Annotated in this window: 14 protein-coding genes; all 14 read right to left on the reverse strand. The window is 41.1% G+C overall.

The window, feature by feature from the left end; all coding sequences use genetic code 11:
- Nucleotides 1-17: 17 nt before the first annotated feature.
- Nucleotides 18-2,225, reverse strand: a complete 2,208-nt coding sequence (locus G4Z02_RS01250; RefSeq protein ID WP_258878037.1) for a beta-glucosidase — start codon at nucleotides 2,223-2,225, stop codon at nucleotides 18-20.
- Between the two features lie 8 nt (nucleotides 2,226-2,233).
- Entirely contained in the window at nucleotides 2,234-4,180 is a 1,947-nt protein-coding gene (locus tag G4Z02_RS01255; RefSeq protein WP_258878038.1) for a glycoside hydrolase family 3 protein, read from the reverse strand.
- Nucleotides 4,177-5,175, reverse strand: coding sequence for a glycoside hydrolase family 5 protein (locus G4Z02_RS01260; protein ID WP_258878039.1), 999 nt, complete (start codon nucleotides 5,173-5,175; stop codon nucleotides 4,177-4,179). The genes G4Z02_RS01255 and G4Z02_RS01260 overlap by 4 nt, the downstream gene beginning before the upstream one ends.
- Nucleotides 5,172-6,485 (reverse strand): glycoside hydrolase family 30 protein, encoded by a 1,314-nt coding sequence (locus tag G4Z02_RS01265; RefSeq protein ID WP_258878040.1) that lies wholly within the window; start codon nucleotides 6,483-6,485, stop codon nucleotides 5,172-5,174. Before G4Z02_RS01265 ends, G4Z02_RS01260 begins: the two co-directional genes overlap by 4 nt.
- Nucleotides 6,486-6,582: 97 nt before the next feature.
- Nucleotides 6,583-7,509, reverse strand: a complete 927-nt coding sequence (locus tag G4Z02_RS01270) for a carbohydrate ABC transporter permease (protein WP_258878041.1) — start codon at nucleotides 7,507-7,509, stop codon at nucleotides 6,583-6,585.
- A complete protein-coding gene (locus G4Z02_RS01275) occupies nucleotides 7,502-8,548 on the reverse strand; it encodes a carbohydrate ABC transporter permease (RefSeq protein ID WP_258878042.1) in 1,047 nt (348 codons plus the stop codon). Before G4Z02_RS01275 ends, G4Z02_RS01270 begins: the two co-directional genes overlap by 8 nt.
- A gap of 12 nt (nucleotides 8,549-8,560) precedes the next feature.
- Entirely contained in the window at nucleotides 8,561-10,945 is a 2,385-nt protein-coding gene (locus G4Z02_RS01280; RefSeq protein WP_258878043.1) for a DUF5696 domain-containing protein, read from the reverse strand.
- The gene (locus G4Z02_RS01285) at nucleotides 10,932-12,974 is read right to left on the reverse strand and encodes a YIP1 family protein (RefSeq protein ID WP_258878044.1); all 2,043 of its coding nucleotides are present in this window, start codon (nucleotides 12,972-12,974) and stop codon (nucleotides 10,932-10,934) included. Before G4Z02_RS01285 ends, G4Z02_RS01280 begins: the two co-directional genes overlap by 14 nt.
- 10 nt (nucleotides 12,975-12,984) lie before the next feature.
- Complete coding sequence (locus G4Z02_RS01290) at nucleotides 12,985-13,857, reverse strand: carbohydrate ABC transporter permease (RefSeq protein ID WP_258878045.1); 873 nt, start codon at nucleotides 13,855-13,857, stop codon at nucleotides 12,985-12,987.
- Between the two features lie 11 nt (nucleotides 13,858-13,868).
- Complete coding sequence (locus tag G4Z02_RS01295; RefSeq protein ID WP_258878046.1) at nucleotides 13,869-14,807, reverse strand: carbohydrate ABC transporter permease; 939 nt, start codon at nucleotides 14,805-14,807, stop codon at nucleotides 13,869-13,871.
- A complete protein-coding gene (locus G4Z02_RS01300) occupies nucleotides 14,800-17,763 on the reverse strand; it encodes an extracellular solute-binding protein (protein WP_258878047.1) in 2,964 nt (987 codons plus the stop codon). Before G4Z02_RS01300 ends, G4Z02_RS01295 begins: the two co-directional genes overlap by 8 nt.
- Nucleotides 17,764-17,795: 32 nt before the next feature.
- A complete protein-coding gene (locus G4Z02_RS01305) occupies nucleotides 17,796-19,385 on the reverse strand; it encodes a type 2 periplasmic-binding domain-containing protein (protein WP_258878048.1) in 1,590 nt (529 codons plus the stop codon).
- A gap of 9 nt (nucleotides 19,386-19,394) precedes the next feature.
- Nucleotides 19,395-22,553, reverse strand: a complete 3,159-nt coding sequence (locus G4Z02_RS01310; RefSeq protein ID WP_258878049.1) for a cellobiose phosphorylase — start codon at nucleotides 22,551-22,553, stop codon at nucleotides 19,395-19,397.
- Between the two features lie 337 nt (nucleotides 22,554-22,890).
- Nucleotides 22,891-23,751: a carbohydrate binding domain-containing protein gene (locus G4Z02_RS01315; RefSeq protein ID WP_258878050.1), complete on the reverse strand. Its 861-nt coding sequence runs from the start codon at nucleotides 23,749-23,751 to the stop codon at nucleotides 22,891-22,893.
- Between the last annotated feature and the right edge of the window lie 28 nt (nucleotides 23,752-23,779).

Here is a 23,779-nt window from a genome sequence, read left to right on the forward strand (position 1 = left end):
TCATTTCGTGAATGGATCTACTGCAATCCTTCTAAGAATCGTTTTTTCCATGTTGCATAGTCGGTATCGGTCCATTGATGACGATGTTTAAACCGTCTCAGGATCCGACCAAGTGGTTCTTCCATATTATACCAAGGAATGGTTCCGACTTCTGCCTCTAAACGTTTAATAACATCTTTTTTAAATGGTACAAAGGCTTTTACTGGGTGGTACATTGTAAGAGTTTGAAACAGTATTGGCTCCCCATCGATTTGGATTTCATCTTCCAAATAAAAATCTTGAACATTTTGTCCAATGTATAGTTGATACATTCCTGGTTCCACAACAAATGATTGCGAATACTCATTGTATACCACAAAACTCTTATCCGTTAATGGAAGTGTAACATCAACTTTTGTATGAGCTGGAATCAGTACCTTTTGAAACGCTTGTAAGGTTTTTGGTGGTCGTCCAATGATACTATCTTTTTTACCAATATATAGTTGGACAACATCCTTCCCATCTACATCGGATGTGTTGGTTATTGAAATCGTACATTCATATCCGGAGGGTGTCTTATTTGTTTGAACGTGATTATATGTAAACGAGGAATACGACAATCCGTATCCAAATGGGTATCGTGGTTTCAATTGATGATTGTCATAGTAGCGATACCCCAGATCATAGAGATCACTGTGATAGCGTACGGTATCTTTGTTACAAGGATATTGGCCATAAAAAGGCGTCTGTTCGAGAGACATTGGGAACGTCTCGGTTAGATGCCCCGATGGGTTGACATCCCCACTAATGACATCGACAATGGCTTGTCCATGGGCACTGCCAAGTAACCATGTTTGCAGCATCGCACTCGCCGTTCCTACAAATGGAGTCACGTCAATACTACTACCTGTACTTAAAACAACAATGACGGGTTTGTTGTGAGCTAAAATGCGTTGATAAACGGCGATATGATCCTTTGGAATGGAAATTGTAGAGCGATCGTTTCCTTCTGTTTCTAGGGATGCGGTAGCATCGGTGAAAAAGAGAATGACGTCCCCTTTTTCACAAGCTTTGTCCACACCTTTTAAAAGATCTTCCGTAGTATCTAGTTCTTGATACCCCTGGGCATAGTGCACGTCATAGGCTTCCTGAAATCGATCCAATGGATTATCAATTTTATATGGACGCAAGGACGCACTTCCACCACCATTGATTCGGGGCTCTTTTGCGCGTTCTCCAATAATGGTAATCGGTAAGCCTTTAGCGAGTGGCAATATCCCATCATTCTCGAGTAAGACAATCGCTTCTTTGGCAATGTTGTATGCAACATCAAGGTGTTGTTCAAGATCCACCGCTTGTCCTTGTTTGGTATTGGTGATTGCATAATCGTAAAAATCAAACAACGGTACCAAACTAGCATCGAGTTCTGTTTCTACAAGAGATCCGTCTTCGAGTGCATCATGGAGGTGTTGCTGAAACTCACCCGGTCCGGGCATTTCAATATTCATCCCATTTTTGACACTTTTGACTTTATGTTGGACTGCACCCCAATCGGACATGACAAGTCCTGTATAATTCCATCGATTACGTAAAATGTCTTGAAGTAAGAATGAGGACTCACTGGCGTAATCACCACGAATCTTGTTGTAGCTACTCATGATGGCTTTGGGGTTCGCATGTTCAATCGCATAGTGAAATGGTGCTAAATAGACTTCATGTAAGGTACGATCATCAATTTCGGTATTGATAAAACGACGATAGGTCTCTTGTTCATTCAAGGCATAGTGTTTAATACAAGCCCCTACCCCTTCAGATTGTACCCCATTGATATAGGCACTCGCCATGACACCTGTTAGATAGGGATCTTCACTGTAGTACTCAAAATTACGACCACCAAGTGGACTTCGTTTTAAGTTCACACCGGGAGCTAATAATAAGTCAACACTGTGATGATTGCATTCTTTTGCAATGGTGCGACCAATTTCGTGGACCAACTCTGGATGGAATGTACTGGCCATTGCAGTCGCAATCGGAAACAGGGTTGTTGGTTCCAATGCACTGTGATGAAACAACGCTTCCGTATTATCTTTTTTATAAGCTCGTAGACCATGAGGTCCATCCCCACAGACGAGGGAACGCATGTCTAAACGAGGAATGCCAAAGAATGTCCAGCGTCCCGTTCCTGTTGTTAAGTTCACTTTTTCATCAATAGTTAGTTGCTTTAAAACCTCTTTATTTGTACTCACAATATCACCTAATCAATATACTGTAATCCATATCCAAACGGAAACAGTACACTGTCTTCATCGTAATCTTCTTCATTGGATGTATAACCCACTTGGGCAAAATCAATCGGCCATGTAAAGGCCAGGGTTCCGGTAAAATTGTAATCTCCAAAGACGACATCACGGATTCCAAGACCCCCTTCTGAACCAGGTAACCATGCAGCGATAAAGGCATCGAATGATTCCAGGTGATCCTCAAGTAATAACGGACGTCCACTAATTAAAATACCAATAACATTTTTACCGTTTGCTTGAGCTGTTTGTGCAATCTGAAGTGCAGTTGTATTGTCAGGATGAGCGTTACCACTGGTTAAGGTTAACGTTCCATTATCTCCGACACCTTCCGAGTATGGTGTCTCTGCTAAAACGACCACAACGGTAGATGCATCAGTCATATTATTTACCAATTGACCACCGTTGCTACTAATCACATCATAAAAGGCATCATAGATGGATGTTCCAACACCGATATCAGCGTTATTATTTCCCTGCCAGTAGGTGGTCCATCCTCCTGACATGTAGCCGACATTATTGGCTCCAGGTCCGGTAATATAGATGGTATCATCCTTTGCTAACGGGAGGGCGTTGTCATCATTCTTAAGAAGTACAAGACTTTTTCGTACCGCTTCACGCGCTAAGTCTTGGTGTTCTTGATTGTATAAATATGACGTACTAAGACGGGCGTATGGATCGTCGATTAGACCGCGTTTAAACTTAATATATAATATCCGACTAACCGCATCATTAATCCGTTCTTCTGTGATTTTATTATTGTTGACATTATTCACAATTGCTTGAATTGTTTCTTGCCATCTTGATGGTTCCATCAACATATCTACACCAGCATTGATACTTTGCTCTACCTGATATTCAAAACTACCGGATAATTGGTGAATCGCATTCCAATCACTTATGACAAATCCCTTGAATCCAAGTGTTCCTTTTAAGACGTCATTAATCCAGTAATCATGACCATGCATCTTGACGCCATTGATGGAGGAATAGGAGATCATAACGGTATCAACATCGGCTTTGACCGCTTCTAGATATGGCGCGAGATGTAACGCTTCAACAATGTCATTTGCTACAATCACATTGCCTTGATCGATACCGTTATATGTTCCACCATCACCGAGATAGTGTTTCGCGGTTGCAGCAACACCGGCATCTTGAAAACCTGCAATGGCTTGGTAGGTTAAACGATCGTGAACCATTGGATTTTCACTGTATCCTTCATACGTACGACCCCAACGAATATTTTGTACAACACTGAGTGCAGGGGCAAAGGTCCAGTTGATTCCCGTCGTTAACATTTCTTCAGCGGTTGCTTTACTAATATTGTAAATCAACTCGGGATCATTAGTAGCCCCAAGTCCTATATTATGAGGAAAAATGGTTGCCCCATAGAGATTATTGTTCCCATGTACGGCATCAATTCCATAGATGATTGGAATACCACTACCACTCTCTAGTGCGGCATCTTGATAGGCTTCATACATGTCATACCACACATCGGCAGAATCATTGTAGCTACTCGGATGACTTCCACCACCGCTTAAAATCGATCCAACACCATAGGTTCTCACTTGTGCGGGTGTGATACTTCCGCGTTCTGCTTGTACCATTTGTGCCGCTTTTTCAGCCAATGTTAAGGAATGTAATATAGCTTCTACTTCGACCATAATTTGATCGTAATGATCTTGATCAAATGCCTCATTGTAATCGATATATTCGTACGATGGATCAAGAAGTGGATTCGTTGGTTCTACCGGATAATCGTTTGGATCATCTGTGCAGTCTTCATGCGTTGGTTCGATTGTGCAATCGACATCATCATCCTCGACGTTTGGTGTGTTACTGCATGCCGATAAGAATGCAATTAAGGCAAATATTGTAATTAGTATTAGTTTCTTCATTGTAAAAACTCCTTCATATTTATAATGCCATCGTCTACCAATTGTCGAAAATTCCAACCGCTGTATTGTCGTTCTATTTTATAACTCCAAAACACATGTCCACTGCATTCTTTCATCGCATGAAGTTGTGCGGATGCATATTGTGCTAACATGTTTTTCTCTTGGATTTGTGTATGTTGTGATAAGCGAATACCCAAACTCCATTCACCGACGATGACGGGTACATATTGTTCGACATTTTGTAATAATGTAGTCCGCTTTTGGGCATATTCACAATGTTGTTCAATGCTATATGAAAAGAGTCGTTCATCAAAACTTTGATACATATGCGTATCCAAAATCACATTGGAAAATTCTTTCGTTGTAAAGAACTCTTCCCATGCATTCATTCGAAAGGAATCATGCATCACTATATAGCGTTGTTGATTCACTGTGCGTAATCGTTGATAGGCTCGTATATAAAAATCTTGAACGATGTCTAGTGGAATTTTTTTTAATGGTTCATTTAACAACTGAATGCTGTGAAAATGGGATACATTGTTATAGCGTTTCATAATCGATTCCAAGACATCAATGGTTGTATCAATATTGGCCGGATCTTTATGCCACGTAAAGACATGTTGAATCCCCCCATTGTCAAATCCATTTTGACAACCTGGTGCGGTATGCAAGTCCAACATAAAGTCTAATCCAACATCATCGATCATCTCGAGTGCTTGATCAATTGCATCGACGGTTTTATGATATACACCCTCACCAAACAACCACCATGGGATTGGAATACGAACAAGGTTCACACCCTGTGCTTTCAACCATTCAATATCGGATCTAGTAATCCAGGTTTGGTGATGGTGATCTAATAAGTCATGGGCGTTGTCTTGCTCCATAAAACACGTCTCATCATTACAACCCTCTTTTGCGTTTTGAAATAATGAGGGTGTCATCCAATGTTCTAAGACAAACCATCCGCCAAGATTGACAGCACGTAACTTCATGAGAAAACAACCGTAATAATCGAATGCGGTTCCATTGCAATATCAATCGTTTCATCGTGTAATTGTAGTGCGGTTGTAATCTTCTTATCGGTTTCGTTTAGGATAACTGCAGCAATCGTTCCATCGACATTTTTAAATGCGGTTACTTGTAGCTTTGGATGGGTATTATTACATCCAATACGAACCGCATCAGGACGAATATACTTACTGAAATGGCCAATGTAATAATAACTGCTTTGATGGACTAATTGTTCCGGAAACACATCGACGATAATTGGCGAATCACATAAATTATTTACGTGGTTTGGTCCACCCGTATTATCCAAGAACAAGTTCCAATCAATGTATCCCTGACAGAAATTATTAAAGTCACCAATCATATTCCGCGCATAGCGTTCGCCGGTTTCAAAAGTATCCCAATGAACGCCCTCTTCTTGACAACCTTCGGTAAATAGTAATCCCTTATCTGGGAAGAGTTCATGGACTTTTCCAACATTCTCAAAGGCTTCACTACCATACCAATGGAATCCTGTCCCCCAGACGTATTTTGCGGCATCTTCATCCTCTAGGACAATCGATGCACGTTCAACCATAATATCGCGATTATGGTCCCAAATCAATATATTGACATCCTTGGCACTACTGTTTTCAAACGTCGGCCCAAGATGATTTTTGACAAAATCACGTTCCTCTTCAGCGGTGTAAACACAAGAATCCCACCGTTGTTTTGCAGCTGGTTCATTTTGAACCGTCACGCCCCACATCGTTAATCCATGAGCTCGGTACGATTCAATGAACTTGACAAAATAATCGGCCCATAATTGGTAGTATTCCGGCAAAAGTTTTCCGCCTTGAATCATCGATTTATTGTCTTTCATAAACGCCGGTGGACTCCACGGACTTCCGAGTAGTTTAATCTCTTTAGCATATTTTTGTGCATCTTTGATTAACGGTATCACCGCTTGTTCATCTCGAGAGATATCAAATGTTTCTAAGGTGGTATCTCCCTCATCGATATAGGTATAGCTGTTTAAACTAAAGTCACAGGAATGAATACTGACGCGACCAAGAGTATACCCCAGTCCATCAACAGGATCAAAGTATGCTTTGATTGCTTCTTCCCGTTTTGCTTCGTTAATCCGTAATAAATTATACGCACTACTTTCCGTAAACGCACCACCAAACCCTAACATCGTCTGATAGGTTGTTTGGGGATTGAGTATAATTGTTGGTTTTGCAGTTGTTGTAGAAATGGATTCTTGTTCAAGTCGCTTGTTTGACGTCGACTCGGTTCGAATGATATATGACATAAAAAACCTCCGTAAATCTGGGAAAACACCACGACGAATCGTGGTGTTTTCATGATTTATTGTTGTAATGTAACTAGTTGATGCATGATAATACCTCTTATTGTCCGGTGATACCGACCGATTCAATACCTTCAACAAATTGACGTTGGGTAAAGATATAGATCAGTAACAATGGGGCAATGGAAAGAATCGTTGCCGCTGATTCAAAGGCTTCACTGATGCGATCATTACCACCAGCAGACTGACCAAACAAGGTTTGGAACTGTCCGAGTTTACCGGTTAATAAATCGACACCGTCGGCTAAGAATATATTGGTGACAAAATCTTCATTCCAGTTCCATACAAAGCTGAACAAGAAGACGACAAACATAATCGCAAGCGAAATCTTAACGGTAATGTGCCAGAAGATTTGCATCGTATTGGCTCCATCAATGTTCGCTGCTTCATATAAGTCTTTTGGTATTTTTTGGAAGAAACTCTGGAAGATGATAATGAGAATCGCGGAATTGATACCTTGACCAAAGATCAACATGATCATTTGTGGTAGTAAACTACCATAAAATGACATTCCAAGGACATCTCCTAAGGTTGAAAAAATGATTTGGTGTGCCGTGGTTAATAACTGAACAGGCAGGATGAACGACAAGATTAACATCGTAAATAAGAGTCGTTTTCCACGGAAATTGTACCGTGCAAATGCATATCCTGTCAGTGCCGACACACTGGTTTGGACAATAGCAAACAAACCCGATACCCAAATTGAGTTAATCAGGGCATTCCAGTAATCCATAACCAGGATGGCAACCTTAAAGTTGTTGACACTAAAGTTGCTTGGTACCCACAAAATATCTGGTGCAACAATGTCTTCAACCGTCATAAACGATTGACTTAACATACTTAAAATCGGGAACAAGAACACGAAACTGAGGGCGATCAAGACAATGTATAAGAACACCAGCCCAGCGCGATCATTAATCTTCTTCGTGAAGGCTTTGGATTGTAATAATTGTTGTACTTTATTCATTACTCATCGCCTCCTGTTGTTTTTGAAGCTCGTATAGTTCTTGTGTTCGAATATACCGTTTTTTCTCAATCACAATGTCATCTTTCTCACGGAGTAGTAACAATAACACCCCGATGAATAAGAAGGTCACAACCGTATACAAGAAGGCATAGGTAGCTGCATTTCCTAAATTAGTTGCGGTCATCATGATCTGATCTTGCAGTAATAAGAATAACGGGTTGATGTTATAAATACCAACTTGAACGACACTGAAGATTCCAATGACAAGGGCGGTTGATTTAATGTTAGGTATAATAATCAACCATAAGATTTGCCAGGAGTTTCCACCGTCAATCCGAGCGGCTTCGTAGATTCCCCGATTGATTTTTTGAAGACCGTTGATATAGAGCACAATCGGTACTCCAGTAAACCAGAGAATGACAATTAACACATTAAACATGCTTTCCAGTCCGTTTGCCATGAAGGGGATGTATTGTTCAATCATACTAAAGACAAAGACCCCGTCAACATTTAACAGTGTATTCTCTCCGGTTGATGTGTTGACTATATTTGTCAATGTCGCATTGCTTAACAGGACCACTGGCAAGAAGAACATCACGCGGAAGACGACACGGAACTGAAAGTCGTTGTTGAGTAATAAAGCAATTAGGAACGAAATAATAATAATCACCGGAATGTAGGTTACGAGTAACCCCACATATCCAAACAAGGCTTGATAGAAATCGGGATTGGTAAAGGCAAACAAGAAATTATCAATACCAATAAACTCAAAATCAAATCCTTGAGGTGTTTTTAACACATCATGTACACTCATGTATACAATCATTAAGACCGGTAATACGACAAATATTACAAGTCCGATTAACCACGGTGTTAATAAGAAATACGGCGTTTTCTTATTTTCACGTTCTTGTTTTTGGGGACGGTTTTGTTTGCGATACTCGCGTTTAAACGTATAGTTTTTCACGACGGATGTATTGTTAAACCATTTCCAAGCTTCCTTCAATGCCGAACGTACTTTTTCCATAAATTCTTTCATCTCGTCACCACCCTACTCGGACACAACAAGATAACTTGTTGCCTCGACTACGTTGCCGTTCACGGTAACGTCATCCTCCGTATAGTTGATAATGATTTGAATATCGTTGGTGTATTGATTTACAATCACGCCGTTTTCAACCACCAATCGATTGAGCCACGTTTCACCAAGTACAGGTGATAACGCGTCATTTGCTTGTTGATAGATTTGGACAATTAAATCTTCATAATCACGGAACTGGGTTGAGATGTACTCATTGGAGTTGGTACTTCCAAGAACATAGGATGGTTGCTGTGTTAGGACAAAGGATGGATATACATTGTAATCAATCATCCGTAATACATCTTTTTCCGAGCTAAAACTAAAGTTGGAATATGGAGCATACAGTTCCACTGTCCCTGCAATCACCATTTGTAAGAATGGTACCGTATCTGACGCAATAATAAACTGCGTACTATAGACTGGAATATTCAAATACCGTTCAATTGAATCGAGTAAGAACACATGTGGTTGATCACCAGCAATGGTGATATCCGTGGATAACTCCAATAGTGTTTCGTGATACTTGTTTTTCACATCGGTAATCGTTAAATCATCGTAGGAATCTCCATAGAGCAGATTCGACAATCCATAGACGGTGATACTATCTCCACCGAGGTCTAGTACTTCTTCTGTGTGATCATCTAACCATGAAACTGCATTGTTTGGTTTGGCTAGATATTCGGTCATTACGGTTTGACTATTGGCTAAATTGATTTCATAGTATTTTCCGTTATTGTGTTTTACAGCATCCCCTAGTAGGGACATCATATCTTCATTAATCGTCAAGAAATCTTGACTTAGCGATATATCATATCCCAAAGAAGCTGCGGTAACTAGTAATTCTTCGAACGTCGATTTGGACCCAATCGAGTTGGTGAAGTCCATATCTTTTGGCGAGGTTAAAATCATCCCGCCATCTTGCCATCCAAGTAGTCCTCCGTTGAGGTTCATGACGTTGCGCTCGTGAAGCGTTTCAATCATTGCCGCAACATCATCCATTGTTGTTGCGACTTGTTCTTCATAGCCAAAGATTCCCGTTTTACTGTCGGCCATTAAGAAGTCGACACGAATCGGGATATCGGTTAAGGACGAGTTCAACGGTGTTAAAATTCCAGCTTCTAGTAGATATTCACGGTAGGCCATCGCCATCCCGACATAACTCGCTGGTTTTCCATCAGTTGATCCATCACCCTGTAAAAACTCATAGCGTAACACCACATCAAAATGTTGCCGATCATCCGGCAGACGGTCATACCCATCGCCACGGTCATTATAGACTTGACGATATACATTGCTATAAACAAATGTACTGTAGGTTTGAACATACCCTAAGGTGCTGGATAGTGGTACAGAGACAACTTGCATGTACTCATCACCCTCTATCGCATAAGCGACAAAAGCTGCTTCGGTATCATCCCCGTACGACATCCCAAATACCGGTAGGGTTGCGGTTTTGGCTTCGAGATACTCCAGTGCATCTTTGGTATGACTATAGTAACTGGTTAAATTATCACCATACACGTCACCGACATACTCATCGACATCAATATTGGTATCCTCATAACGGATTAACGCCCCCGATCCATCAGGGATAAACGAGTATCCAGGATTGATCGGATTCGGTTCAGCAAAATCGTCGTTGTATTCGAGTTCGACATCATCAAAGGGGATGTAGTATCCTCCCTGAGCACCCATGAATGGGGTTATCGAAATGTTCAGTAATTTCTCAGGCTCTACGACATCAATTTCATGGTCGCGGATTTCGTAGGTAACGCCTTCTTCATCGAAATAGAGATGAACGCGCACTTCGATATCATAGCGTCCATAATCCACATCCAAGAACCAATGCGAATCATCATCCCCACGTGAGAGAGAACTACGATAATCATCCGAGGCGCTGTACAGACGTCTCGTTCGTGCGCCAATTTCATCGAGGTATTCCACAACTAAGAAACTATTGACATAATCCCGTGCAGCGCTCGATAAATCTTGAATCGGTACACAGGTATCTTCAACATCTTGTGGAGTATACCCTCCGGCATCAATCATATCCATACAAGTGTCTTCAAGATCATCATTCATCGGGACATCCATACCGGTTTTATAGGTAAAATCATTTGCTTTGTCATAAATGGCGAGGACATCTCGTTCATCCCGGAAATAGAAAGTGAAACGGTCATTATCATGAAGCAATTCCATATCTTCGGGTTCACTAATGGTATAGACAATTTCATCCGGTGCTTCTTTGGTGTCACGCGAGTTTGGTATGTATTCAGCAAAGACAACGGCCGTTGTTACAGATACAACCGCTAAAACTAACACGATATGCTTTATCAGTGATTTATACAATGCCAAACACCTCCCGGAAGACCACAACAATAAACTCGACAATGCGTGAGAACATCAATTGAATAAAGATGATTGTTATCGCGACAATGACCATTAATAAAACGGATAAAATCAAGCTTTTTGTTGTATCTCTAAACTCGTAATTTTGAATCTCATTGACACCGACAAAGAGTAAGATAAAGGTGTAGAGGTATCCGATTGTGAGAACAAACATCACAAAGAAACTCTCATCCAATGTTAGAACATGCGTCAACAAGGTACTTAGGAATAATCCAATTAATAGTGGTAAGAATGAATAGGTTGTTTGAATATAAATCTTCTTCAAACCACTTTCTCCCTGGTTGATCGATGTGATTAGGTAATTCGATATAATGTAAATCAATACAATACTGAAAAACCCTAAGATAATCGCATAGATATTTAAATCTTCAATGTCGGTTAATTGATATAAAAATCCTTTAAATGCGGAGTTGAGTAGGAAGCCTACAAAGGTTAATAGCAACATCGTCGTCGCAACCACGAGATTTCCTTTCCGCTCTTTCTTAATTTCATAGTAGGCATTTACGGGATGCCTTGCTACGGTAAATACGTACAAGAACTCTTCGACCCAATAATGGGTTTTAATCTCTTTGATTTTCTCCTCAAGCGGTGCGAGATAGCGCCATTTGCGGTTGGTACGTTTCACCACTTGATAAATCACAAACGTACTAACAAGAAGAACTAAGACAATGCCTAAGTTTTCTTGAATCCAATTGTTCCGGATTTCCCAATAACTTTCGGAGTAGAACTCTCGGTTTTCAGCGAGTTCAAAGTGTAGTGCCGCAAGATCGAATTCTTGTTGGTACAAGTACGATTTTGCCAACTGGTTGTTCCCCAGTTTTGACATTTGATTGAGCATCAACACTTCTTGCCATTGTTCGGCCGCTTCATCGTAACGTCCTTCTTCAAACAGATTCAATCCGTTGTAAATACCAAGGGCGTATTCGGTAGGGTTATACGATAAGAGATAGGTTTTCTCACTATCCACGGTGTAAATATCACCACTGCTGTTAACGGCAATCGATTCCAACGTGTCGTACAAGCCAATGACGTCGTCATTACTGGTTCCACCAAAACTAAAGATGAAATCACCGTATTTACTGTAGATATCAATATACCCTTCCGATTCGGACGAGGTAAATATGATCCCACTCTTGTTGACGTATAAATCCGTCATCCCGTTACTACGGGTATAAATACCACCAAATAAATTACTACCGCTTGTCGAGTGTTTCTTGACAAGATCATTGAGCACTTCACTGGAGGTTGTGGAATATAAAATTCCTTTGTCATCGACAAACACATTGCTAAATGTTGCCGGTAATTTGACACTGTTTAAATCTTTATCGACTAAGTCATAGAAGAATTTTTGAACCAACTCTTCGATGGAATAATAAACTTGGTTGGTAGCGAAATATCCAAGAAACTCTCCGGTTTTGGATAATTGTAAAATCCCTGAGGATTCCCCTTCGGCAACAACATAAATGTTCCCGGTATTATCCACCGCTAGTTTTTTCGGACGGAACTCTGCAGTCGTATATGCCCGTGCTTCAGGACGATCAATCTCATAAGCGAAATCAAGATTATCATCAAAGACAAAGATGCGTTGTGCATTTGCATCGGCGACATATAGCCACCCATCTGCGGTAATCGAGATTCCCGTTGGCGACTGGAAGTCCGGGTGGGTTAACTCATTGATGATTAATCCACTGTCCGGATCATACATTACAATTCGGGCGGTATCGTCATCCCCTTGGGGATCGTAGTCAGCGATGTACAATATATCATTCGCATCAAAGAATAGGTCCTGCGGTGCATACAGTCCTAAATCGACACGATACTGATCGGGCAAGTAGGCATTTTGGGTAATGATCAGTTCATTGTCCGAAGATAGGGCGTACGTGAACGTTGTGTTCGATGATGCATCGACTTCTGTCGTTTGGTGCAGTATCATGATAATCGCAAGGAGAATCATGATTGTTAGTTTTCGTTTCATGACTTCCTCCTTACTTCACACCAGAATGACTCATGGTATCCATGACGTTACTTTGCATGACGATGAATATCACAAGGTTCGGTATAAACATAATTAATCCCGCAGCAGCAGCTAGACCTTGTCCAGCAACACTAAATTCTACGGTACTGGTTAACGTCGACATGTAGAAAGCAAACGTCTTCTTCACGTCGGTATTAATATAAAATTGTGAGGTAATTAAGTTCGACCACGTCGCTTGGAAGGTTAAAATCGCAACCGTTGCGAGCGCTGGTTTGGTGAGTGGTACAACAATTTTGCGAATGATGTGCAAATCCGTCGCTCCATCAATCCGGGCGGCTTCAATAATTTCATTCGGTAATTGATCGATAAATTGCTTGATTAAGAACACTCCTACTGGCATTGCCAGGAGTGGCAAAATATGAGCGATATACGTATCTAGAATATTCGCGTTTACAATGACTAAGAATGTCGGAATCGCAACGGCGATTGGTACAAACATCAAGGCTGCTTGGTTGATTTTAAAGATGGTATCTCGCCCTTTGAAGTGTTTCTTTGAAAGAGCATACCCAGCCAGCATTGTCATTGTCAAGTTCAAGGTAATGGCGACGGAAGCGACCACCACGGAGTTAAACAGATAGACCGTTAGCGGAATTCCGGTTTCCGTAGCCGTACGTACCAACATTTCCAAGTTTCGGAGAGTTGGTTTTTGGACCAAGAAACGCGGTGGGAATAACATTAATTCGTCCAGTGGTTTTAGCGCTTGCGAGAAGATGTACAAGATTGGTAACATCATCACCGCAGCAATTGGGATTAGGATGAGATAAAATTTGAGTTGCGAACGATGGAATCGTTTCGGATTGATTTGGGTTCCTTGTAGACTCATACGTTCACCTCCTAATCATCCGATCCGAACAGTAGATGTCCGAATCGACTAAACGCATAGACGACAATAAATAACACGACACTGAGGGCGGAGGCATAGCCCATTTCATACCGCAAGAAACCGTAGTCGGCAACGTGGTTAACAATCAAAGAACCACTGTATTGCGGTGTCGGGTTAACCCCGGATAATAGGACCCCAATTTCCCCCATGTTGAACGCACCAACGACAGCCATAACGGCCCCAAAGAGCATCTGTGGTTTCATTGATGGAATCGTGATGTAGAAGATCTCTTGGAAGCGGTTTTTGATGCCGTCAATTCGCCCGGCTTCATAGAGCTCGGGATTGACGTTCAAAATACCAGCAAGCATCGCTAAGAATCCAATTCCCATACTACTCCAGAGGGAAACAATAATCATGATGTTTAATAAATACTCCGGAGATTGTAAAAATTGAATCGGTGCTTCAATAAAGTCGTTATCGAGTAAGAACGCATTGATGTATCCACTTTCACTACCGTTGAATAGCGAGCGCCAAAGAATCGTGACTAAAATAGCTCCAACCATCGATGGTGCGTACAGTAGTAAGGACAAGTATTTTCGTGGAGTTGCTTGGATTTGCGATAACATCCAGGCCATGAAGAAGGATAAAGCAAATCCTCCCGGCCCCACAATCAATGCATATTTTAATGTATTGGGTATAATGTTTTTAACAAATTGTTCATCGCCAGTAACCATAAAGACATAGTTCTGCATCCCGGCAAACTCCGGTGGGTTAATCGCATCATAATAGGTAAATGATAACGAAAAGGCAATGAGGATTGGGATGATGATAAATCCGGCAAAGATAAAGACATACGGAAGAATCAGTAACCACGAAGACAATCGGTCTTTGGCGCGATCACTGAGGTGTAGCCACTTGGCTAAACGATCGATTAATTTGACGTTACTCATCATTCTCACCTGCCGCTTCATCCATCCGTTCTTGAATCCAGTAGACATCGGCGATGATGTAATCTTGCACTAACACACCATCTTCGAGATAACCGAATTCCGTCATTTTCCGACGAATCTCACGATTCATATCGGTAACGACTTCATCAATGGCAACCCGGGCATTGGTATTTTCAAACACCATTTTGTTCCAGATATCACTGATTCCTCGTTCGACGAGGTATTGTCCTGGTGTCCGCGGTACGTCGCGTAGCCAAGTGATTTGTTCTAAGATAATTTGTTTGTCATCCGCAGGGATTGGAAGTTGTTCAATCGCTTGTTGGTTCGCGGATAACCATAGGAATGTTGGTCCATAGGTGGACAACAAGGTTTGGGCAAATTCAATTTGGGTATCGGTTGATTGCCACCATTTAAAGAATTCCCAGGTTTCCTCTTTGTACTGTGAATCATTAAAGATGATTCCACCCATACCATTCCCAACGTACCAACGATTTAACTCGCCCGTCTCTTCATCGATGTATCCCGGGGTAGGTGCTAATTCCCATTTCCCTTGTATCTCTGGAGCCGAGGTTTGAATCGTCACGTAGTCATTGAACGAAATGATTCCAATCGGTAAGGATCCATAACGGAAGTCATTGTAGAACGATGGTACCTGTGTTGGCACACTGTAGGTGGTAAATAAATCCCCTAAGAATTGCAGTGCTTCGACACTGGCTTGATCGTCCAGCTCTACTTCGAGTCCATTTGGAGCGTAAATCGTTCCACCATATTGATAGATTAACGGCACGGTTTGATAGAACCATTTGGTTGACGCACCACCGGATGTTGGATAATAGAAATTCATGTCGTATCGTTGTAATTGGGGCAAGATTCCTAAGACATCGTCCCAGGTATCCGGTACCGCTATGTTGAGTGATTCAAAAATGTCTTCACGATACATAATCGCATTGAAATTCAGTGTTTCCGGCATCGCATATACCCCTTCATTAAAGGTATATGGAACCATCGATCCGGCGACAAATTTATCACTGGTGTAACTCCAGAAATCATCAAACTCAGTCAAATCGTAGAGCGCACCGCGAATCGCCAAGTTATACGGTACATAGGACGGCAATCCGAGGGCCGCATCCGGTGTCGTATCACCGGCACTTGCAAGCACGAGTTTGTCGACGACTGGCATAACACTAAAGTCAACTTGAATACCGGTTTCGGTAGTGAACTCACTGTCAACTAATTTCTGCATTGCATCGACATAGGTCGTTGCCCGACCGACCCAAATTTGAACGGTTTCTTTATCTTCACTATAGGTATAGTATTTATTCGACGTAATGGATAAGTAGAAATCACTGATCATATGGCCAACAATTTGGAAGACATTGGCATCCAAACGTTCGGGCGGTTCATTCGCCAAAATGACTTTATTAAGCGCCATGTGTTGTTCTTCAATAAAGGTAATTGTATCGCCAAGATATTGGTTTACCGAGCCACTACCACTATATAAATCTTCAATATAGAGAGGTAATTCATCGGGTTTTTCACTGACGTCTTCAATCGTTCGTAAGGCCATGTTTAAATAGGACAACTCACTCGATAAGTCCCGTTCACTAGAATACTGAGACAGCATAATGATGTTCCATTTTAACATCGTTGCATAGGCATCTAAGTACTCCTCGGTTTCCGGAAGGATCTTCGTTAGTTCCCAGGTTCGTGAATCATCGTCGGTGTTTCCACTGACTTTACGAATATCAAGGGCAAATTGATTGATATGATCAATGATGATTTGTAAATCATTGATTCGTGCACTAAGTGGTGCAATATCGGTGGTAAATGTAATTGTGTTACTACCGGCGTCTAGGTAAAATTTCAAGGGTTCCCCATCTTGTTCAAACGTGTCTGTTGTCCACTGATTATCGGTTGCTTCAAATTCATAGGACATCACTTCTTGATAGGGAATTACACCGTTGATTCGAACCGTACGAAAGACATTGAAATCCGATGCATCGGTTTCATAGTATAACGACAATTCGTAGAGTCCAGCTGTTGGAGCTACGACATTGTACGTAATCGATTGTCCCGATTGATCCCAGGATTCAACGATATTTAGTCGTTTGTATTCATTGTCAAACGGTTTGGTGTCCGGCGATTGGTTATTATCCAACCGAATAAACGAGGAGTTCTTACGGGTGTAACTGATGGCATCAATCATCAGTACATCATCCACTTCTTGTCCACCGACAGTACTGAGATATTCGGTATATGTCGGAATCTCGGTTGGGGCAATCAGGATAACGTCACCTAAATAAAAACTTTCTGTGCTGTCACTACCGAAGGTAATCGTATGGGTCCCGGTGTCGAAATAAAAGAGTAAGCCTTCTTCGGTATAATAGCGATTATCGTGTAACTCGGTTTGATGCCATCCCTCAACGACAATTTGATTGGGGATGAATTCATCACCGTAACGATCGGTGTCGAAATCTTTGGTTTCGTCTTCCCATATAATGGGGACATTGATTAATGAACTCTCATAAAATGGAATCTCATCGTTAATCGTTACTTGCAATAAGTAATCATTCAACGTGTCACCATTGAGATAATAGTCGATGCCAATGCGGTAATATCCCGCTTCACTAACACTGACTTCATAGGTTGCAGTTTGGGTTAATGTTACATCGGTAACGACATCTCCGTCGTACACAATGTCGTTAACGAGCACGCCGTCGCTGTAGGTCGTTTCGTAGTTGTCCAATGTATAGTCAAGAGCTACGTCATCCATCAGGTTGACGTAGCTATTTAACTCTACAGTTTCAGCAAGTACATTATATGCGGCTTGATAGGACGCGCGATTGACGTCTTGTTCAAATTCGTCAAGACGACTGTTTTTTAGTCCCGTTGCCGCAAACACAATGACTGCAACTATGATTAGTGGTGGCAAGAATTTAAGTAAGCGTTGTTTCATACACATTCTCCTTTGCCACGATTTATTGTTACTTATTCACTAAATCGTGCGTCATCTGTATCGTAGCCATAATAGTCTACGAGCGCATTTTCAATTTCAGTCCAAGCAAGTGCTAAACGATCGTTAAATAGATCGGTCCAGCTGTCCAATTTACTAAAGATTAAATCTTGCCATTCTGGCGCACTGATCGGGGTTTCATCGACATCGTAGAAGAACCAGAATTCTTCAAAGATCATTTGTCGGGTTTCTGTGGTTTCATCGGTAAAGAACCATGGGTATACTTTATCACTGATGGCTTTTACTTCACCACTACGAATGATATCTAGTACCGCGTTAAATCCTTCTTTATCTTCATAGTATCCATTACTTCCGATTTGATACCAATATGCAAGTTGTTCGTTAAATGCGTCACCAACGGTTACTGGTAAACTTGCATCTGCTGCACCAGTTAATACAGTTAAGTTACCATCGGTATCGATTTCACCATATTCAACTTCAGCGCGTGCTTTCCATGCACGAGTATCGGCAATCATGAAGGATGCGAATTCATACGCGATATCCAATTTTAATTGTTCTTCTTCATTACACTCTGGATTTCCGTCATCGTTACAATAGTTGTATACACCAAGTGGATCGGTAACGGTAGAGATGGTATTTCCACGACCGTTATAATCTGGATATGGATAGACATCAAATCCTTCTGGTCCTGGTAAGGTTCCTTCTTGAATCGCAAAGGCATCTAAGTACCATGCATCTTCCGGATACACCGTAACAACACCGGCACTAAACGCATTGATTGACCAGGATTGATACACACTTTGATAATCTTCTTCATGGCTATAGAATTGGTAGTCGTTCCATACTTCCATACCATCGCTTAAGAAATCTTTGACTTCTTGCGTATTTAAATCGACTTCACCGAAGTCATAGAGTGCATCATAGATAAACATTTGTTTCATCCATGTACTTGGTAATGCACCGAGTCCACTGTAGCCGTCATCGAGTCCTTCACCATTGGTTACCAAATCGGTGAACTCATCAAATGTCCAGTCTGGGGATACTTCATCTAAGAACTCGTCTGTGATGATGCCCGGATTTATAAACATTCCCGATGGAATAAAATATCCCGGCAATGCTGCTTGCATTCCATAGTAGTTGGCTTGCTCTAATAATCCTGGGTTTAAGGTTTGATAGAGATCATCATCTTCATAGATCGACAAATCTGCCAATACCCCTTGTTTTAATAGGGCAACCGTATCACTGATTGCAAATACGGCTGGATACACATCGTATTTATCCTTGTAGTTTGCCAACGTTTGATCCCACACAACACCACCATCATCAGGTCCTGCAGGTTTCCCGTAATAGTTGATTTTGACATTGGGATAAATCTCATTAAATGCCTTTGCTGTTGCAAAAATAGATGCTACTTTTTTACTGGTTAAATCTTCTGGTAAAAAGTTTTGTTGACCAATGTTTAGATAACGGATGTCGTTACCCGCCCAGGTCACTAAATCAATTTCACCAGCTACTTCGGTGTCCAAACCGTCGTCTCCGCCTTTACATGCAGAAAGTCCAATTATAGACAATGCTACCATTGCTGCTACTAATAACTTTTTCATAATTTCCTCCTATTGTTTTTTCCAATATATCGTAATGGTGTTGATGTCACCGTTTCGAACTTGTTGAGCAAGATTCCCTTGAATCTTCGGTTGATTGAGTTGGACTCCATCTACCAGTATTTTGTCAATCATGATATTGTCATCATACGTCGCGAGTCCGGTCTCGTTGACGTAGGTAACAGTAACTTGATTGAGCAGTCGGAACTGAACTTGATGCTGGTCATCAAACCACTCTTGTTGTAATACCGGTTTCAAATTTAATGTTAGTTTGTTATCGTCCATGATGAACGGATGTGGTCCCATCATCATATACGACCAGATCGACAACATTTCCGCCGTTGAACCCGATAAGCGAGCGACAAACCCTTGTCCGTGCAAGGCGGGATCGGGGTTATTGCTTGTCGCGATGAACGAGGAGTTCTCCAACGTAGACCGGCCATAGACTTCCGGATCCATAAAACAGACCAAATTGGTTTCTATCTCTTGATAAAACTCATCATATAGTCCACTTTTTAACAATCCATACAAATACTTATACGTCATATGCAGGAAGTTGCTTTCGCGTTCCAACCAGCCTTTGCTAAAAGCTTTGATGCGACCGATTTCAAACGATGCATCGGTTAAATCATCACTGGTTTTATACATCTTCAAGGTGGCATCATACACACCACTTTGTTTAATGGACTGAACCATCTGTTTATTAAATGTTGTATCGGTACTTATTTTTAGCAATCGTGCCGGTGCTTCTAAAAATGCCGGTAACGATTGTAGTTCAAACGCGTTCACATGAACTTTCGGCATCCCATAATGCGTGTAAACAATACCCTGTTCATTTTGTACAACTTCAAATTCTGTAGCTTCATACGTTAGGAATGTCGGTACAATCTCCGCATCCAGTGCTTTAATTTGTTCGACTGCGTTCTCCAATTTCTGAACGATTCGATGAACAAATGATGTGATGTCTTGACTGTGAACTGTTACCGTTTCAGAAGCACCAAAGCGCGTCTCTTTCATGTACGCATCGCGAATATCATTCGTTGCATGCCAGTAGTCCATCGGTGATTCATCTAGTACTTTTTCAATCGCCTTCATAAATGGAACAAATTCAGCGATGAGAGGAATCTCTTGTTGTGGTTGATCCTCTAAAACTGATTGCAAGAATCGCGCAACTCGTAAAATTTCAAATGTTTCACTGGTACCTGAACCAAAGAGTCCAGGAAGACCATTCATCGCATCATTCCAGCCTGGTTTATCAGCTTCCATTTCAATCCCTAGCCCATAGGGATCAAGTTGCGAAATTTTATTCACGACAAGCATAAATAGTTTTCCAAATAGGTTTGTTTCAACGGGATGCCCGTGTTGATTCTTCATCCAGTTGGTGCCTTCTTGCAATTCTAAGCGATGAACTTTTTCTTTGTCGTAATGGTTGATCGCGCCATATTGACGAACTGCCCCATCACTGCGTTGCACCATTTTTTCCGTTTTTGGATAGACGGTTGCTGGTGATAAGAAAAAGCGATAATCTTGTCGCTTGAAGACCAATTCTTCCAAGCGATCAGGATAGACATTTATCGTGTTTTCAACCAAATCTAAAATGTAGGTAAAGTGATCAATCCAATAGCCTTCGCCAAAGGCGGATTGATAATGGACTTCCACATCGCTCATAATGTGTTCAAACAGTGTTGCATCATCCATATCGAGTTCAATATCATTCATCCGAAGCGCATTCATCACATCACCAGGACTGAACAATCCTGACAGGATCGGAACCATCAAATCCGCGTGTTCCTTAAATACGTCTTTGCACAATCTATTGACATCACCGGTATAGGTGAATTTAAGTCCCATAACCGATAAAGGGTTATAACCATCGTGTTGGATTAAACTCGCGAACATGTGGACATTCGCATCGTATACCCTCGGTTCAAAGTACACATCATTGCGTCGATTTTGACAAACATCACGGAAGTTGGCATTTCCTTGGGAGTAAAACTCTGGTTCTATCACAAAGAAATTATAATCCCGTTCCAAATCGCCATGTTTCCGTGAATATAGATGATAGGTATAGTCCTTGTTTTTTGATTCCAAGATGAATGGATATCCACCACGAAGGACATTGTCCAATTGATTTTGCTTGACGTATTCATCAAAGATTGGAAATGCAGATTTTGTGGCGACCGGCGTTAACAATTCATCAATGACTTGTTTGTTTTCTTCTTGCTTTCGATCAAAATAGGATGAATCAATTGTCGAGAGTAGTTGTTCGACAAGACAATCGGTTTTCGCCGCACCAATCAAGGTATCAATCCGCACTGTTTCTCCTGCGCTTAATGTTCCTTGATAAAGGGTAAAACCACATGGAAACTTGTTTTGATCAACTTGTGGTGAAGCCATGATGTCACGGACACTACTTTGAATAAATCCATAGGGTGTCGTAAAGGACGTATCATGTTCATACAGCAACGCCTTATCAATCAACGGAGCTTGTTGGATACCATTGACGTAACTAACGTAAAAACTTCCCTCTTCGACTTGTTTCACTTCCGCAGTGTCACCCGTTGATGCTTTGACTTTTAAGTATGCGTATTGATCCTCAAGGTGTTGTACTTCGACAAAACTTCGGAACAGGTTGGACATCTCTTTATATACCGCATTGGATATTCCAAGTGGAATCAATTGATTGACACCATCAGCAATTTCAAATGCACGAGTGGTGTCGGATAAATCCGTAAATGTCACACGGCGGATTAATCCTGCTACTCCTTCATTGGGTAGGGTAAAGTAGCGAACGGTCATTTGAAACTGATGCGTCTGATTCGTTTCAACAATTTCCACGGCTTCCTTGGTGATGTTCATCACTCTATTTACGGACACATCATCATTATGACCAAACACTTCAATCACAGTGCCATCGAGTTTGACAAAGGTACGAAAGCCAATGCGATCCGTATTTTGATATGCGGTGTTCGCTGGTGAAAATTCCAAAATGGGTCCATTTTTATCGCGTAATCCAAAACTGGAAACCGCTTGGCCACGATTCACATAAAAACACCACATCGGAATTCCCTTCTTGCCAGCAATACCTGGTAAGAAGCTCGCAAACGGTTTTTGCTTATTATAATCTTGGATGACAAATGTCTTGTCATCGAAGTAGTATTTCTCATTCATAGGCTGCCTCAATTCTTGTTATACACCTTATAAACTACAAAAAACATCAAGAATCGGCTTGGTTATTGACGTGTCAAAGGTGTATAAAATATTATAAAAACCGATTTCTCTTGTGTACGCTTACATTATATCATAACGACCTAGGCTATGCAACTATGTTTTCGGTAATTTATCGACCATTATTAAAATACTATGTATTTAAATAAAGCCATAAGTAGGTATAATCCAATTTACCTTCTTAGTTAAAATATAGTATAAATAGTTCTTTTTTCGAAATCGTTTACGGAATAACAAAAAAGGACAAACGTCTCCGTTCATCCTTTATGCGTGTTTTTCCTTAGTCTGCTGAGTATTCAGCGACTACTACGTTATCGATGTATACGTCAGTAACAATTCCTTCAGCAGGATCGTCTTCTGGGAATACACCCATTTCAAATGTTACAACACCATCAGTTGTATCGACTTCAGGATCTCCATCAACTGTAAACTCATAAGTGAATGTTTGCATTTCTGTTGTCAATTCAAAAACCCATTGCTCATCATAGTTTACAAACCAAGGAGCACCACTAAGTAATACACCTACTTGTGAAGCCATTTTACGAGGTGAATCAGCACGGGCATCAAAGGATACTTGGTAGGTTTTTCCTACTTCGTAGGTCATACCTGCTTGATGTACACGTGGGGATGCAGGACCAGCCCATGATACGGTAGTAATGTTAACTAGTAATTCACCCTCAACAATACTCATGTTGAATGCGCCACCTTCAAACTCACCTTTTACCCATACAGCAAGTTGTGTGTCGTCTTCAAAGTCACCATTAACAACCATGTTTTCACCTGCAGTAGGTTCACCTTTTGCAATGTTAACCGTTGAGATTTTCATCGCACTTAAATCGTTGCTATTGGTTACGTTGTAAATTAATTGGCAACTTAATCCACCAACTGTGGTTAATCCATCAACCAGTGATAAACAATCAAGTCCATCAATCGTGATATCATCGGTGATGTCGCCATCGATTGTATCGGTTGCTGTAACACCTTCAAGCGGATCAAATGCATCGCCAGCAGTTAATGATACGATACTTGAAATTCCTGAGAATGTTGGTACAGTTGCTTCTACTTCTGGTTCCGTTTCACCACAAGCACTTAGTACAAATAATGTTAATGCTACTAATACTAAACTAATAATTTTTTTCATGTTTTCCTCCATTTTTTATATTGGTAAT

Origin of the sequence: Candidatus Xianfuyuplasma coldseepsis, from assembly GCF_014023125.1 — a bacterium.
GTDB lineage: Bacteria > Bacillota_I > Bacilli_A > Izemoplasmatales > Izemoplasmataceae > Xianfuyuplasma > Xianfuyuplasma coldseepsis.